14 protein-coding genes are annotated in these 15,185 nt (G+C 74.6%); 6 read left to right on the forward strand and 8 right to left on the reverse strand.

Annotation, left to right across the window (positions count from 1 at the left end):
* The first annotated feature begins 19 nt into the window (after nt 1–19).
* Nucleotides 20–1,300, forward strand: a complete 1,281-nt coding sequence (locus ACI79R_RS09110) for a DUF445 domain-containing protein (protein ID WP_456573280.1) — start codon at nt 20–22, stop codon at nt 1,298–1,300.
* A 43-nt stretch (nt 1,301–1,343) separates the two neighbouring features.
* Here ACI79R_RS09110 and rlmB read toward each other — a convergent pair whose 3' ends face one another.
* The 5 genes from rlmB to ACI79R_RS09135 are packed head-to-tail and all read right to left on the reverse strand — an operon-like array spanning nt 1,344 to nt 5,406.
* The gene (gene rlmB, locus ACI79R_RS09115) at nt 1,344–2,324 is read right to left on the reverse strand and encodes a 23S rRNA (guanosine(2251)-2'-O)-methyltransferase RlmB (protein WP_456573281.1); all 981 of its coding nucleotides are present in this window, start codon (nt 2,322–2,324) and stop codon (nt 1,344–1,346) included.
* Nucleotides 2,306–3,709: a cysteine--tRNA ligase gene (gene cysS / locus ACI79R_RS09120; RefSeq protein WP_456573282.1), complete on the reverse strand. Its 1,404-nt coding sequence runs from the start codon at nt 3,707–3,709 to the stop codon at nt 2,306–2,308. Before cysS ends, rlmB begins: the two co-directional genes overlap by 19 nt.
* A complete protein-coding gene (ispF, locus tag ACI79R_RS09125) occupies nt 3,706–4,215 on the reverse strand; it encodes a 2-C-methyl-D-erythritol 2,4-cyclodiphosphate synthase (RefSeq protein WP_456573283.1) in 510 nt (169 codons plus the stop codon). The genes cysS and ispF overlap by 4 nt, the downstream gene beginning before the upstream one ends.
* Nucleotides 4,212–4,886, reverse strand: coding sequence for a 2-C-methyl-D-erythritol 4-phosphate cytidylyltransferase (gene ispD, locus ACI79R_RS09130; protein WP_456573284.1), 675 nt, complete (start codon nt 4,884–4,886; stop codon nt 4,212–4,214). Before ispD ends, ispF begins: the two co-directional genes overlap by 4 nt.
* A 37-nt stretch (nt 4,887–4,923) precedes the next feature.
* Nucleotides 4,924–5,406, reverse strand: a complete 483-nt coding sequence (locus ACI79R_RS09135; RefSeq protein ID WP_073418385.1) for a CarD family transcriptional regulator — start codon at nt 5,404–5,406, stop codon at nt 4,924–4,926.
* A 173-nt stretch (nt 5,407–5,579) separates the two neighbouring features.
* On the opposite strand from ACI79R_RS09135, the gene ACI79R_RS09140 reads away from it, so the two are divergent.
* On the forward strand, nt 5,580–6,386 hold the full coding sequence (locus ACI79R_RS09140) for a UbiA family prenyltransferase (RefSeq protein ID WP_456573407.1): 807 nt from the start codon (nt 5,580–5,582) through the stop codon (nt 6,384–6,386).
* A gap of 6 nt (nt 6,387–6,392) precedes the next feature.
* Here ACI79R_RS09140 and ACI79R_RS09145 read toward each other — a convergent pair whose 3' ends face one another.
* Complete coding sequence (locus tag ACI79R_RS09145) at nt 6,393–7,007, reverse strand: hypothetical protein (RefSeq protein ID WP_456573285.1); 615 nt, start codon at nt 7,005–7,007, stop codon at nt 6,393–6,395.
* A 261-nt stretch (nt 7,008–7,268) separates the two neighbouring features.
* On the opposite strand from ACI79R_RS09145, the gene ACI79R_RS09150 reads away from it, so the two are divergent.
* The 3 genes from ACI79R_RS09150 (at nt 7,269) to disA (ending at nt 10,736) form a co-directional block, all read left to right on the forward strand.
* Entirely contained in the window at nt 7,269–8,135 is an 867-nt protein-coding gene (locus ACI79R_RS09150; RefSeq protein ID WP_456573286.1) for a hypothetical protein, read from the forward strand.
* Nucleotides 8,136–8,181: 46 nt separating this feature from the next.
* Nucleotides 8,182–9,543, forward strand: a complete 1,362-nt coding sequence (gene radA / locus ACI79R_RS09155; RefSeq protein WP_456573287.1) for a DNA repair protein RadA — start codon at nt 8,182–8,184, stop codon at nt 9,541–9,543.
* Between the two features lie 107 nt (nt 9,544–9,650).
* Complete coding sequence (gene disA / locus ACI79R_RS09160) at nt 9,651–10,736, forward strand: DNA integrity scanning diadenylate cyclase DisA (RefSeq protein WP_456573288.1); 1,086 nt, start codon at nt 9,651–9,653, stop codon at nt 10,734–10,736.
* Between the two features lie 15 nt (nt 10,737–10,751).
* Here the strand turns inward: disA and ACI79R_RS09165 are convergent, their stop codons facing one another.
* Nucleotides 10,752–11,450, reverse strand: a complete 699-nt coding sequence (locus ACI79R_RS09165; protein ID WP_456573289.1) for a MucR family transcriptional regulator — start codon at nt 11,448–11,450, stop codon at nt 10,752–10,754.
* A gap of 76 nt (nt 11,451–11,526) precedes the next feature.
* On the opposite strand from ACI79R_RS09165, the gene ACI79R_RS09170 reads away from it, so the two are divergent.
* Nucleotides 11,527–12,453 carry an A/G-specific adenine glycosylase gene (locus ACI79R_RS09170; protein WP_456573290.1) on the forward strand — a complete coding sequence of 309 codons (927 nt, stop codon included), beginning with the start codon at nt 11,527–11,529 and terminating at the stop codon, nt 12,451–12,453.
* Nucleotides 12,454–12,614: 161 nt separating this feature from the next.
* Here the strand turns inward: ACI79R_RS09170 and ACI79R_RS09175 are convergent, their stop codons facing one another.
* Entirely contained in the window at nt 12,615–15,158 is a 2,544-nt protein-coding gene (locus tag ACI79R_RS09175) for an ATP-dependent Clp protease ATP-binding subunit (RefSeq protein ID WP_456573291.1), read from the reverse strand.
* Nucleotides 15,159–15,185 lie beyond the last annotated feature (27 nt).

The following is a 15,185-nucleotide window of genomic DNA, read 5'->3' on the forward strand; positions in this document are numbered from 1 at the left end:
GGGTGCCTAGGCTCGTCGAGTGCCGGCACCCCGACCGACCGCGCCGCTCGCGGGCTCCCTCGACGATCCGGAACGGGCCCGCGCACTGGCCCGCATGAAGCGGCTGGCCACCGGCCTGTTCCTGCTGGCCGCGGCCGTCTTCCTGGCCTGCGTGCTGATCGGGTCCGAGGCCGGCGCATGGGTGGGCTACGTGCGGGCCACCGCCGAGGCCTCGATGGTCGGGGCGCTGGCCGACTGGTTCGCCGTGACCGCGCTGTTCCGGCACCCGCTGCGGCTGCCGATCCCGCACACCGCGATCATCCCGCGGAAGAAGGACCAGATCGGCGCCAGCCTGGGCACCTTCGTGCAGGAGAACTTCCTGACCCGCGCCGTCGTCGAGGAGAAGCTGGCCACCATCGACGTCCCCGGCCGGCTCGGCGCCTTCCTGGCCGCCCCCGGCCGCGCGGAGCGGCTGGCCGGTGACGCCGCCGCCGCGCTGTCCGGGCTGACCGACCTGCTCCGCGACGAGGACCTGCAGCCGGCCGTCGCCGGCCTGGTGGACCGCAAGCTGCACGAGACGCCGGCCGCGCCGGTGCTCGCGCGGGTGCTGGAGCTGGTGGTCGACGGCGACCGGCACCAGGAGGTGCTGTCGGCCGCGCTGCGGTTCATGGCCCGCTTCCTGGAGGAGAACCGCGTCGTCTTCCGCGCCCAGCTCGGCGACGCCTCACCCGCGTGGGTGCCCGACTGGGTCGACGACCGGGTGTTCAACCGCGCGTTCACCGGCGTCCAGCAGTTCCTGGAGGAAGTCGGCGACGACCGGCACCACGAGCTGCGCCGCGTCTACGACGCCCGGCTGCGCGCCTACGTGCACGCGCTGCGCACCGACCCGGCGACCGCGGCGCGGGTCGAGGAGTTCAAGAAGGACCTCCTCGAGCACCCGGCCATCCGCGCCTGGTCGGGCTCGCTGTGGACCAACGCGAAGAACGCCTTCCTCGCCGCGGCCGCCGACCCCGACTCGGAGCTGCGGTCCCGCGTGGCATCGCTGATCCGCGACGGCGCCCGGCTGCTGCAGACCGACCCCACCGTGCGCGAGCAGGTGCAGCGGCAGTCCCGCCGGGTGGCCGGCTACCTGGTCGAGCGGTTCTCCGGCGACCTGGCCGACGTCGTGGGCAGCACGGTCGCCCGCTGGGACACCGAGGAGACCAGCCGGCGGATCGAGCTGCAGGTCGGGCGCGACCTGCAGTTCATCCGGATCAACGGCACCGTCGTCGGCGGCCTGGCCGGGCTGGTCATCTACACCGTCGCCCAGCTGCTGGGCTGAGCGGAGTGCCACGGCGCGGAAAACGCGCCCCTGGCACTCCGGTTCAGCGGCGGGCCTGCGCCGCGGCGTACAGCGCGATCCCGGCGGCGACGCTCACGTTGAGCGACTCGGTGTCCCGGTCGATCGGGATGCGGACGACGACGTCGCAGCGCTCGCGCACCAGCCGCGACAGCCCCGCGCCCTCGGCGCCCACCACCAGCGCGACCGGGTCGGCGAAGCCGTCGTACTCGTGCAGGTCGACGTCGCCGTCACCGGCCAGGCCGACCGTCTGCAGCCCGGCGTCCTGGTAGGAGCCCAGCGCCCGGGCCAGGTTGACCGCGCGGGCCACCCTGAGGCGGGCCGCGGCGCCGGCGCTGGTGCGCCAGGCCGAGGCGGTCATGCCGACCGAGCGGCGCTGCGGCACGACGACGCCGTGCGCGTCGAAGGCGGCCGCCGAGCGCACGACCGCACCGAGGTTGCGGGGGTCGGTCACGCCGTCCATCGCCACGATGAGCGGCGGCCGGCCGGAGTTCCGCGCCAGGTCGAGCAGGTCGTCGGGGTGGGCGTAGTCGTAGGGCGGGACCTGCAGCCCGATGCCCTGGTGCAGCGCCCCGCCCGACATCCGGTCGAACTCGGCCTTGCCCACCTCGAGCAGCGGCAGCCCGCGGTCGGCGGCCAGCTGCACCGCCTCGGCGATCCGCTCGTCGGTGCCGCCGCGGGTCTGGTCGCCGACGACGACGTAGAGCGAGGTCGCCGGGATCTGCGCGCGCAGCGCCTCGACGACGGGGTTGCGGCCCAGCAGCAGCTCCGGCGCCTCCTCGGCACGCTGCCGGCTGCGGTCGCGCTCCGCACGGCGGCGGGCGTCGGCCTGCGCGCGGCGCTGGGCGGGGTGCCCGGTGCGCATCTCGGCCGGCGGGGTGGCCCCACGCCCGGCCAGGGAGCGACGGTTCTTGCCGCCGGTCCCGGCCGTGGCGCCCTTCTTGCCGGCGCCGCTGCTGCGGCCCCGTCGCTGGCTGTTGCCGGCCATCAGCGGCTCAGCTCCCATCGGGGTCCCTGGGGGGTGTCCTCGACCTGCACGCCCAGGGTGGCGAGCTGGTCGCGCAGCGCGTCGGCTGCCGCGAAGTCCTTGCGGGCGCGGGCGGCCTGCCGCTGCTCCAGGGCCAGCTTCACCAGCCCGTCGGTGACCTCGGCCAGGCGGTCGTCGCCGCCCGCGCCGGCCCAGCGGGGGTCGAGCGGGTCCAGGCCGAGCACGCCGAGCATCGCCCGCACCGAGCCGAGGGCGGCCGCGGTGGCGGCGTCGTCCCCGTCGGCCAGGGCGGTGTTGCCGGCGCGGACGGCCTCGTGCACCGCGGCGACCGCGGCCGGGGTGCCCAGGTCGTCGTCGAGCGCGGCACGGAACTCCGGCGCGAGGGCGGGCTCGCCGGCGTCGGGGCCGACCCGCTCGGCGGCCCGGCGCACGAACGACTCCAGGCGCCGGTAGGCCGACCCCGCCTCCTCGAGCGCGGCGTCGGTGAACTCGATCGTCGAGCGGTAGTGCGGCGCGACGAGGTAGTAGCGCAGCTCGACCGGCCGCACCCGCTGGACCACCTCGGAGACCAGCGCGGTGTTGCCCATCGACTTGCTCATCTTCTCGCCGCCGAGGGTCACCCAGCCGTTGTGCAGCCAGTACCGGGCGAAGCCGTCACCGGCGGCGCGGGACTGCGCCTGCTCGTTCTCGTGGTGCGGGAAGCGCAGGTCCAGGCCGCCGCCGTGGATGTCGAAGTCGGCACCGAGGTAGCGGCGGGCCATCGCCGAGCACTCCAGGTGCCAGCCGGGCCGGCCGCGGCCCCAGGGCGTCTCCCACGAGGCGGTCTCCGGCTCGCCGGGCTTGGCCGCCTTCCACAGGGCGAAGTCGCGCGGGTCGCGCTTGCGCTCGTCGCTGTCGGTGTCGGCCGCCGGCTGCAGGTCGGCGAGCTTCTGGCCGGTCAGGGCGCCGTACTCGGGGAACGAGCGGACGTCGAAGTAGACGTCGCCGTCGACCGGGTAGGCGTGGCCGCGGTCGATCAGCCGCTGCATCAGCGTGACCATGTCGGGCACGTGGCCGGTGGCGCGCGGCTCGTAGGTCGGCGGCAGCACCCCGAGGACGTCGTAGGCCTGCGTGCACGCCAGCTCGTACCGGTAGGCCCACGCCCACCACGGCACGTCGTGCTCGGCGGCCTTGGTGAGGATCTTGTCGTCGATGTCGGTGACGTTCCGGACGTAGGTGACCTCGAGCCCGGAGGCGGTCAGCCAGCGGCGGAGGACGTCGAACGACAGCGCGGCGCGGACGTGGCCGACGTGCGGCGGGCCCTGCACCGTGAGCCCGCAGACGTACATCGACGCCGCACCAGCACGCAGGGGCGTGAAGTCGCGGACCGCACGGGCGGCCGTGTCGAAGAGGCGGAGGCTCACTGCGCGGAGTCTACGGACGGCGTGCCGGACGCCGCCCGGACCACCAGCGCGGTGGCGATCGCCGCCCGCCCCTCGCCCCGGCCGACCAGCCCCAGCCCGTCGGTGGTGGTGGCGGTGACGCTGACCGGCGCGCCCAGCGCAGCCGACAGCACGGCCTCGGCCTCGGCCCGGCGCGGGCCCAGCTTGGGAGTGGGCGCGACGAGCTGCACCGCGGCGTTGCCGACCCGCCAGCCGGCCGCCGCCAGCACCGACCGGACGTGCTCGAGCACCGCCGCCCCGCGGGCCCCGGCCCAGCGCGGGTCGTCGGTGCCCAGCAGGCCGCCGATGTCGCCGAGACCGGCGGCGGAGAGGACGGCGTCGGTGAGCGCGTGCGCGGCGACGTCGCCGTCGGAGTGCCCGGCGCAGCCGTCGGCGCCGGGCCACTCCAGGCCGGCCAGCCAGCAGGCGCGGCCGGGCTCGACCGGGTGCACGTCGACGCCGAGGCCGACGCGCGGCAGCTCGGTCACCGGGGCACCGCGGACAGCTGCAGCTCGGCCAGCGCCAGGTCGTGCGGCACGGTCACCTTGGCGGCGCGCTCGTCGCCGGGCACGGTGGCCACCGGCACCCCCGCGGCGCGCACCACGGCGGCGTCGTCGGTGAGCTCGACGCCGTCGGCCAGCGCGGCGTAGCCGGCCACCAGGGTGCGGCGGTCGAAGCCCTGCGGGGTCTGCACCCTGCGCAGCGGCGCCCGGGGCACGGCGTCGGCGACCAGGCCGTCGTCGTCGACGACGACGGTGGTGTCCACGACCGGCAGCACGGGGACGACGGCGGGGGCACCCCCGGCCAGCGCCGCCAGCACCCGGGCGACGACGTCGGGCGGGGTCAGCGGGCGGGCGGCGTCGTGCACCAGGACGACGTCCGCGTGGTCCGGCGCCGCGGCCAGCGCGGCACGCACGGAGGCGGTGCGGGTGGCGCCGCCGTCAACCAGGCGGACGGCGTCCGGCAGGCCGGCGGCCTCGAACTCGGCACGTGCGGCGGCCGGGACGGCGACGACGACCTCGGTGACGCCCCCGGCGAGCAGGCCGTCGACCGCCCAGCTCACCAGCGGGCGGCCACCGAGCGGGACCAGCGCCTTCGGCCGATCGGCCCCCAGACGCAGACCACTCCCGGCCGCTGCGACGATGCCGACAGCGAGCACGGGAGTGGTCTGCGGTGTTACGGGGAGGGCGCCAGCGTCAGCTGGCGAGGACCTCGTCGAGGAGCACCTCGGCCTTGTCCTCGTTGGTGCCCTCGGCGAGCGCGAGCTCGCTGACCAGGATCTGGCGGGCCTTGGACAGCATGCGCTTCTCGCCGGCGGACAGGCCGCGATCCTTGTCGCGCCGCCACAGGTCACGCACGACCTCGGCGACCTTGTTCACGTCGCCGGAGGCGAGCTTCTCGAGGTTCGCCTTGTACCGGCGGGACCAGTTCGTCGGCTCCTCGGTGTGCGGGGCCCGCAGGACCTCGAACACCCGGTTGAGCCCGTCCTGACCGACGACGTCACGGACGCCGACGATCTCCGCGTTGTCGGCCGGCACGCGTACGGTCAGGTCGCCCTGGGCGACCTTCAGCACGAGGTAGGCCTTCTCTTCACCCTTGATGACCCGCGTCTCGATCGCCTCGATGAGCGCGGCACCGTGGTGCGGGTAGACAACGGTCTCGCCGACAGTGAAGCCCATGTGTGTGTGACCCCTTTCGCTGTCCCCAGCCTACCACGGCAGACTGCCCTCCGGGGCTGCCCGCGGACAGGAACATGCAGGTCAGCGGCCTGGTGAGATACCTGGGAGGGGTTGACAGAGACGTGGTCGATGTGCGTGCCGAGCCCCCCGGTAGGGCCTCGTCGGTGCGCGCGATGGTCGCCGCGACCCACCCCGGACCGGCCGTCGCGGTCACCACCGTGGCCACCCTCCTGGCCGTCGCCGCCGGGGTGCCAGCGGGACGCGTGGTGCTGGTGTTCCTGGCCGTCCTCGCAGGTCAGGCGTCCATCGGCTGGAGCAACGACTGGCTCGACGCCGACCGGGACAGGGCGGTCGCGCGGGCCGACAAGCCCGTCGTCCAGGGCGCCGTCCGGCCCTCGGTCCTGCGCGTCGCGGCCCTCGGGTCGGCGGTCCTGGCGGTGGTCCTCTCGCTCCTGCTCGGGCCGGCGCCGGGGATCCTGCTGCTGGTCCTGGTGGCCAGCGGCTGGGCCTACAACGCCGGGCTGAAGCGGACGGCGGCCTCCGTCGTCCCCTACGTGACCGGGTTCGGCCTCCTGCCCGCCGGCGTCGTCGCCGCCGCCCCCGGCACCCCGGCCGCGCCGTGGTGGCTGGTCGCTGCCGGCGGGGCGCTCGGCGCCGCGGCGCACCTGGCCAACGTCGCCCCGGACATCGAGGAGGACCTCGCCACGGGCGTGCGCGGTCTGCCCCACCGGATCGGCGCCCGCGCCTCCGCCGTCACCGGGGCGGTGCTGCTGTTCGGCGCCTCGCTGGTGCTCGTCCTCGGGCCGGACGGCCCGCCCACCGTCGCCGGCTGGACCGGGCTGGGCCTGGCGGTGCCGGCCGTCGTCGTGGCCGCCCTGTCGGGCACCAAGCGCTTCCGGCGGCTGGCGTTCCCGGCGGTCATGCTGCTGACCGTCCTGGACGTCGTGCTGCTGCTCGCCGGGGGCGCCGGGGTGACGTGACGCCGGTCAGCGGCCGTTGCCGTTTCCGTTGCCGTTGCCGTTGCCGTTGCCGTTGCCGTTGCCGTTGCCGTTGCCGTTGCCGTTGCCGTTGCCGTTGTTGCCGTTGCTGGACGGTGCCGGCGCGGCGGGCCGGTCGGGCCCGTGCACCTCGCGCGCGGTCGAGCTGATGACCTGGCCGTCGACACCGGGAACGCCGTCCTCGGCGTGCGCCTGGTCGCTGACCCAGCCACCCAAGTGCTCGGCGGGATCGGGGGCGGGAGCCGCAGGGACCTCGGGCTCGGTCACCTCCGGCTCCGTGACCTCCGGCTCGGCCACCTCGGGCTCGGTCACCTCCGGCTCGGTCACCTCGGTCACCTCGGGCACCGTGACCTCCGGCTCGGCCACCTCAGGGTCCGCCACGTCGTGCTCGGTCACCTCCGGGTCGGCCGGCGCCTCCTCCCCGGTGTCCGAGGTCGGCAGCACGCTGTCGGCCACCGTCTCCACAGCGGCCTGCACCGGGTCCGGGAGGGCCTCGGCGGTGGCCCCAACGGTGAGCCCGACGAGCACCACCCCCGTCCCGGCAGCCGCCTTGGTGGCGAGGCCGGCGGAGGCCAGCTTGGCGAGGAGGACGGACAGCGACACGGGAACTCCCGGGGTGCGACGGACGGGCGGTGGGCGGCACCCGGAGGTGCCACGGTTCCCATCGGCCGGGTCCGTCCCGCTCTGGAGCGCGGTCACCCGTACGGGTCCGACCGGGAGCAGTGGTGACGGCCGCGCCGACGCGGCCGGGACGTTCGGCTTCCCTCCCGGCGGACGTCGGGGGTCGACCGTTACGCTCGGGCCGACTCGGGGCCATCGAACGAGCGGTGGCCGAGCACCTGTGCCTGCTGGAGGTCGACGGCTGTGAACCGCGCGCTGCGCGCCGCCACGATGGGGATCCTGATCGCCTGCCCGGTCGCGCTGACCGCCTGCAGCGCCGGGCAGGTCACCCAGACGGCCTCCCAGGACCGCGACAAGGTCGGTCCCTCCTACGAGGTCGGCGACCTCACCCTGCGGCAGGTCCTGCTCGCCTACCCCGGCGAGGAGGCGAAGGAGGACGACCCGGCCACCGAGGGCGTCGACGAGTCCACCTTCTACGCCGACGGCGACGACCCGGAGCTGCTGCTGACGATCGTCAACGGCGGCCGCGAGGACGACACCCTCGTCGGCATCACCGGCGAGGTCTTCGACGGCGTCTTCCTCGACGAGGCGCCCCAGCCCGCGCCGGCCACGCCGACGACCACCGCGCCCACCACCCCGGCAGCGCCCGGCACCGAGGCGCCGGCCACCGGCGCGCCCGGCAGCACCCCCGGCAGCGAGGCCGGTGAGGCCGGCGAGGACGAGACCGGCACGGGCACCGGCGCCGGCACCACCCCGGTCCCGCCGGCCGCGCCGGCGACCGCCGCCCCGACGCCGACCACCCGCCTGTCGGTCCCCGTCCCCGCGGGTGACGCCACCTTCATCGGCCCGCGGGTCGGCTGGGACGGCGAGGTCGTCGCCGACGACGACGACCTGGTCCGCGTCTTCCTCGCCGACCTCGACCTCGGCGACGAGCGGCTCACCGTCGGCCAGACCCTCACGCTCACCCTCCAGTTCCAGCGGGCGGGCGAGGTCGAGATCCAGGTGCTCGTCGCCGGCCCGAACGAGGCGCTCGAGCGCGGGGAGGGCTTCGACTTCCACGAGGAAGAGGGCGCGGAGCAGGGCGACGAGCCGGGCACCGAGGCCGAGTAGTCCCGGCCTCCCCGGAACTGTCACCCCCCGCGGTTAGCGTCGGGGCGTGCCGCCCTCCGGAGTGAAGTCCCGTCCCGCCCACCGGTGCACCGAGTGCGGCTACGCCTCGGCCAAGTGGGTAGGGCGCTGCCCCGAGTGCCAGGCCTGGGGCACCCTGCAGGAGGCCGGCGTCCCCGCCGGTGGTCTGCGGGCGGTCGCCGCGGGCCCGGTCACCGCACCGGCTCGCCCCATCGCCCAGGTCGAGCTCTCCAGCGCTCGCGCCGTCCCCACGGGGATCGCCGAGTTCGACCGTGTCCTCGGCGGCGGGCTGGTGCCCGGGGCGGTGCTGCTGGTCGCCGGCGAGCCCGGGGTGGGCAAGTCCACCTTGCTGCTCGAGGTCGCGCACCGCGTGGCCGAGAACAACGGCCCCACCCTGGTGGTCTCCGGCGAGGAGTCGGCCGGCCAGGTCCGGCTGCGCGCCGAGCGCATCGGCGCCCTGCACGACGACCTCTACCTCGCCGCGGAGACCGAGCTCTCCGCCGTCCTCGCGCACGTGGAGCAGGTGAACCCGACCCTGCTGGTGCTCGACAGCGTCCAGACCGTCCGCTCCCCCGCCGTCGACGGCACCGACGGCGGCTCGTCGCAGATCCGGGCGGTCGCCGGCGCGCTGACCGGCGTGGCCAAGACCCGCGGGATGACCACCATCCTGGTCGGGCACGTCACCAAGGACGGCGCCATCGCCGGCCCCCGCACCCTGGAGCACCTGGTCGACGTCGTCATCTCCTTCGACGGCGAGCGGCACTCCACGCTGCGCCTGGTGCGCGCCACCAAGAACCGGTTCGGCCCGGCCGACGAGATCGGCTGCTTCGAGATCGGCGACAGCGGGGTCGTCGGAGTGCCCGACCCGTCGCACCTGTTCGTCTCCCGGCGTTCGGCCCCGGTGCCCGGCAGCTGCGTCACCGTGACGATGGAGGGCAGCCGTCCGCTGCTGGCCGAGGTGCAGGCGCTGGTCGCCCCGGCCGGCGGCGGGTCGCCGCGGCGGGCGGTCAGCGGGCTGGACCCGCAGCGCGTGGCGATGGTCAACGCGGTGGTCGAGCGGCGGGGTGGCATCCGGCTGGCCGACGCCGACGTCTTCGCCGCCTCGGTCGGTGGGGTCAAGATCGTCGAACCGGCCGCCGACCTGGCGCTCGCGCTGTCCATCGCCTCGGCCCAGAAGGACGTCCCCCTCCCCCAGGGCCTGGTCGCCATCGGCGAGGTGGGCCTGTCCGGCGAGATCCGCCGGGTGGGCGGCACCAGCCGGCGGCTGGCCGAGGCGGCCCGCCAGGGCTACACCGTCGCCCTCGTCCCCGAGGACGCCGGCCCCGCCCCCAAGGGCATGCGCCTGCTCGAGGTACCCGACCTCGGTGCCGCTTTCGCCCGGCTGGCCTGACGCCCCAGGTGACCGCCGCCACGGAGCGGGGCGGGCCGAGCCCCACCCCCGCGTCCGAGGGGCACGTAGACTCAGCCCCCGCACCTCGTCGACCGTCAGGAGCGCTCGTGCCCGCCGCTGTGGACTCCGAGGCCGCCCTGCGCGAACTCCTCGGCCGCATCGCACCGGGGACCGCGCTGCGCGACGGTCTGGAGCGCATCCTGGCCGGTCGCACCGGTGCGCTGATCGTGCTGGGCTACGACCGCGTGGTGGAGTCCATCTGCACCGGCGGGTTCGCCCTCGACGTCGCGCTGTCGGCCACCCGGCTGCGGGAGCTGGCCAAAATGGACGGCGCGGTGATCGTCTCCTACGACGGGTCACGCATCGTGCGCGCCGGCGTGCACCTCATGCCCGACCCGACGGTCCCCACCGAGGAGTCCGGCACCCGGCACCGCACCGCCGAGCGGGTGGCGATCCAGACCGGCTTCCCGGTGATCTCGGTCAGCCAGTCGATGCACATCATCAGCGTGTACGTGGCCGGCCGTCGCTACACGCTCGAGCACCCGACGACGATCCTCGCCCGCGCCAACCAGGCCCTCGCTGCCCTCGAGCGCTACAAGCTCCGCCTCGACGAGGTGGCCAGCACCCTGTCGGCGCTGGAGATCGAGGACCTCGTGACCGTGCGCGACGCGATGAGCGTCAGCCAGCGGCTGGAGATGGTGCGCCGGATCGCCGACGAGATCGAGGGCTTCGTCGTCGAGCTCGGCACCGACGGCCGGCTGCTGGCTCTCCAGCTGGACGAGATGCTCGCCGGCGTCGAGGAGGATCGCGGGCTGCTGGTCCGCGACTACCTGCCCTCCGGGGGCCGCCGGCCGCGCAGCATCGAGCAGGTCCTCACCGACCTGCGGGCGCTGTCGGCCACCGAGCTGCTCGACCTCTCCGCCGTGGCCCGCTGCTACGGCCTGCCCACCTCGGCCGACGCACTCGACTCCCCCGTGAGCCCCCGCGGCTACCGGCTGCTGGCCCGCGTGCCGCGGCTGCCCGCCGGCATCATCGACCGGCTGGTCGACCACTTCGGGGGCCTGCAGAAGCTGCTCGCCGCCACCATCGAGGACCTCCTCGCCGTCGAGGGCGTCGGCGAGGCCCGGGCGCGGGGCATCCGCGAGGGGCTGTCCCGGCTGGCCGAGACCTCGATCCTCGACCGCTACAGCTGAGCTGCGCCCGCGGCCTCAGACGACCGCGTAGGGCGCGTCCCCGCTGGTGGCGGTGTCGAGTCGGCCGCGCAGCACGTACTGGCCCGGGCCCACGGTCGTCCGGGCGGCGGAGCAGGACGGCTCGCTGGTCAGGCCGGCCCACACCACCGGGAAGGCCACCACCTCCCCCGGTGCCAGGGTGCGCAGGTCGGCGCTGACCTCCGGGTAGCAGTCGTTGCTCCCCCAGATGCGGTTGCCCGCGCCGTCGAGGAGCACCAGCTCCTGCAGCTGCTTGTCCAGCGCCCGCACGCACGGCACCGCGGAGACGTTGGCGACCGCGAGCTCGAAGGTCGGCTTGCTGCCGGCCGGGCCGCTGCCGGGGGTCCGCACCTCGACGCGCAGCATGTCGTCGGTGCAGGGGCCGCCGGGCACCGGCCCCGGAGCGGGGGCGGGCGTCTCCACGACGGGGGCGGGCGCCGGCGGGGTCGTCGGCGGCGGGGTCGGCGTCTGCACGCTGGCCAGGGAGGGCACGACCCGCTCCAGCGCGGGTGTCCCGGCCGCGCCGGCGGACGACGACGTGGGCTCGGCTGCGGCAGCAGAGCCGCCGTTGCCGCCGGTGACCAGGGAGAACGTCAGCCAGCCACCCCCGCCGAGCACGGCGACGAGCAGCGTCAACACCAGCAGCCGCCGCCGCCAGTAGACGGCGGCGGGCAGGGGCCCGACCGGGTGCAGCACGGTCGAGACGCTAGTGGGCCGTTCCGTCCGGACTCCCCCGGCACGCCGGGACGGGGCAGGCGCACACTGGTCCCCCGTGAGCAGCCCGGTCGCCCCGCCCCAGCCGGCCGATCCGCGCGCCCTCGGCGACGCGATCGTCGACTGGTACGCCACCGCGGCCCGCGACCTGCCCTGGCGCCGGCCCGGCGTGGACCCGTGGGCGGTGCTGGTCAGCGAGGTGATGCTGCAGCAGACGCCCGTAGCCCGGGTAGAGCCGGTCTGGCGGGAGTGGATGGCCCGCTGGCCGACACCGGCCGACCTCGCCGCCGCCTCGCCGGCCGACGTCATCCGGGCGTGGGGCAAGCTCGGTTACCCCCGCCGGGCTCTGCGCCTGCGCGAGACCGCGGTGGCACTCACCGAACGGCACGGAGGAGCCGTCCCGGCCGACGTGGCGGCCCTGGAGGCCCTCCCGGGCATCGGCACCTACACGGCCAGGGCGGTGGCCTGCTTCGGCCACGGCAGCGCTCAGCCGGTCGTCGACACCAACGTCCGCCGGGTGGTGGCCCGGCTGGTGCACGGTCGCGCCGAGGCCGGGAACGCCCGGGCCGCGGACCTGGCCGACATCGCGGCGCTGGCACCGGCCGACCACGACCGGGCGGTGCGGTTCTCGGTGGCGGCGATGGAACTGGGTGCGCTGGTGTGCGTGGCCCGCACCCCGCGCTGCGCCGCCTGCCCGGTCCGCGAGGCGTGTGCGTGGCGGCGCGCCGGCTGCCCGGCCGCGGAGGGCCCGCCACGGCGGGTGCAGCGCTTCGCCGGCACCGACCGGCAGGTGCGCGGCCGGCTGCTCGACGTGCTGCGGGCCGCCGACGAGGCGGTGCCGGCCGGCGCCCTGGACGACGCCTGGGACGACGCCGTCCAGCGCTCCCGGTGCCTGGACTCGCTGCTCGCCGACGGGCTGGTGGAGCAGACCGCCGACGGCCGGTTCACGCTGCCCGGCGGCGGCGGGCACGATCAGGGTCCCTGATCCTCCGGGGTCCTCCCGGACGGCGCACGGCCGGGGAGGACCCCGCACGTTCAGGAACCCTGATCATGTGCAGCGGCGCACGGACAGCGCGGGGGCGGGGACGGCGAAGGGGCCGCCTCCCTCGCGGGAGACGGCCCCTGTCGTCGTGCTGGTGCCTGCCGTTACTCGGCCTTCTTGAGGGACGGGCCCTCGCCGTCCTCGCCGTCGGCGCCCGAGAGGGCGACCGGCGGGGTGTCCGGCAGCGCGATCGGCTTGGCCTCGCCGCGGAAGGTGAACTTCTGCGCCGGGCCCTCGGCGTCGTCGACGTCCACCACGATGATCTGACCGGCGGTCAGCTCGCCGTAGAGGATCTTCTCCGACAGCGCGTCCTCGATCTCGCGCTGAATGGTCCGGCGCAGCGGCCGGGCACCCAGGACGGGGTCGAAGCCACGGGCGGCCAGCAGCCGCTTGGCCGCGGGCGTGATCTCCAGCGCCATGTCCTTGTTCGCCAGCTGGCTCTCGACGCGGGCGACCATGAGGTCGACGATCTCGATGATCTCGTTCTCGGTCAGCTGGTGGAACACGACGATGTCGTCGATGCGGTTGAGGAACTCCGGCCGGAAGTGCTGCTTGAGCTCCTCGTTGACCTTGAGCTTCATCCGGTCGTAGTTCGACTGGTCGTCGTTCCCGGCCTGGAAACCGAGACCCACGGCCTTGGAGATGTCCCGCGTACCGAGGTTGGTCGTGAGGATCAGGATCGTGTTCTTGAAGTCCACGATCCGGCCCTGACCATCGGTGAGCCGGCCGTCCTCCAGCACCTGCAGCAGCGTGTTGAACACGTCCGCGTGCGCCTTCTCGATCTCGTCGAAGAGGACCACCGAGAACGGCTTGCGCCGCACCTTCTCGGTCAGCTGGCCACCCTCGTCGTAACCGACGTAGCCGGGAGGGGCACCGACGAGACGGGACACGGTGAAGCGGTCGTGGAACTCACCCATGTCGATCTGGATGAGCGCGTCGTCCTCACCGAAGAGGAAGTTGGCCAGCGCCTTGGCCAGCTCGGTCTTACCGACACCCGAGGGGCCGGCGAAGATGAACGAGCCACCGGGGCGACGCGGGTCCTTGAGGCCCGCGCGGGTGCGCCGGATCGCCTGGCTGACGCTCTTGATGGCCTCTTCCTGGCCGATGATGCGCTTGTGGAGCTCGTCCTCCATGCGCAGCAGCCGGGAGGTCTCCTCCTCGGTCAGCTTGAACACCGGGATGCCGGTCCAGTTGGCGAGGACCTCGGCGATCTGCTCGTCGTCGACCTCGGCGACGACGTCCATGTCGCCGGCCTTCCACGCCTTCTCGCGCTCGGACTTCTCGGCCAGGAGGTTCTTCTCCTTGTCGCGCAGCGACGCGGCCTTCTCGAAGTCCTGGGCGTCGATCGCCGACTCCTTCTCGCGGCGGATGGCCGCGATCCGGTCGTCGAACTCGCGCAGGTCCGGCGGGGCGGTCATCCGCTTGATCCGCATCCGGGCGCCGGCCTCGTCGATCAGGTCGATCGCCTTGTCCGGCAGGAAGCGGTCGGAGATGTACCGGTCGGCCAGCGTCGCGGCGGCGACCAGCGCGCCGTCGGTGATGCTGATCCGGTGGTGCGCCTCGTAGCGGTCGCGCAGACCCTTGAGGATCTCGATGGTGTGCTGCAGCGTCGGCTCGCCGACCTGGATGGGCTGGAAGCGGCGCTCGAGCGCGGCGTCCTTCTCCAGGTGCTTGCGGTACTCGTCGAGCGTGGTGGCGCCGATGGTCTGCAGCTCACCGCGGGCCAGCATCGGCTTGAGGATGCTGGCGGCGTCGATCGCGCCCTCCGCGGCACCGGCCCCGACGAGGGTGTGGATCTCGTCGATGAACAGGATGATGTCGCCGCGGGTGCGGATCTCCTTGAGGACCTTCTTCAGCCGCTCCTCGAAGTCACCGCGGTAGCGGGAACCGGCGACGAGCGCGCCGAGGTCGAGGGTGTAGAGCTGCTTGTCCTTCAGCGTCTCGGGGACCTCGCCCTTGACGATCGCCTGGGCCAGGCCCTCGACGACGGCGGTCTTGCCGACGCCGGGCTCGCCGATGAGGACGGGGTTGTTCTTCGTGCGGCGGGAGAGCACCTGCATGACCCGCTCGATCTCCTTGGCCCGCCCGATCACCGGGTCGAGCTTGGAGTCGCGCGCGGCCTGGGTGAGGTTCCGGCCGAACTGGTCGAGCACCAGCGAGGTCGACGGCGTGCCCTCGGCCGGGCCGCCGGCCGCGGCCGGCTCCTTGCCCTGGTAGCCGGAGAGCAGCTGGATGACCTGCTGGCGGACGCGGTTGAGGTCGGCGCCGAGCTTGACGAGGACCTGGGCGGCGACGCCCTCGCCCTCGCGGATCAGGCCGAGCAGGATGTGCTCGGTGCCGATGTAGTTGTGGCCGAGCTGCAGCGCCTCGCGCAGGGACAGCTCCAGCACCTTCTTGGCGCGCGGCGTGAAGGGGATGTGCCCGGACGGGGCCTGCTGGCCCTGACCGATGATCTCCTCCACCTGCTGGCGGACGCCCTCCAGCGAGATGCCGAGGGACTCGAGCGCCTTGGCCGCGACACCCTCACCCTCGTGGATCAGACCCAGGAGGATGTGCTCGGTGCCGATGTAGTTGTGGTTGAGCATCCGGGCCTCTTCCTGGGCCAGGACGACCACCCGGCGGGCTCGGTCGGTGAACCGTTCGAACATCTGCTGCTTCTCCTCTGACCGGCTGGT

This window comes from Blastococcus sp. SYSU D00820, assembly GCF_054050695.1.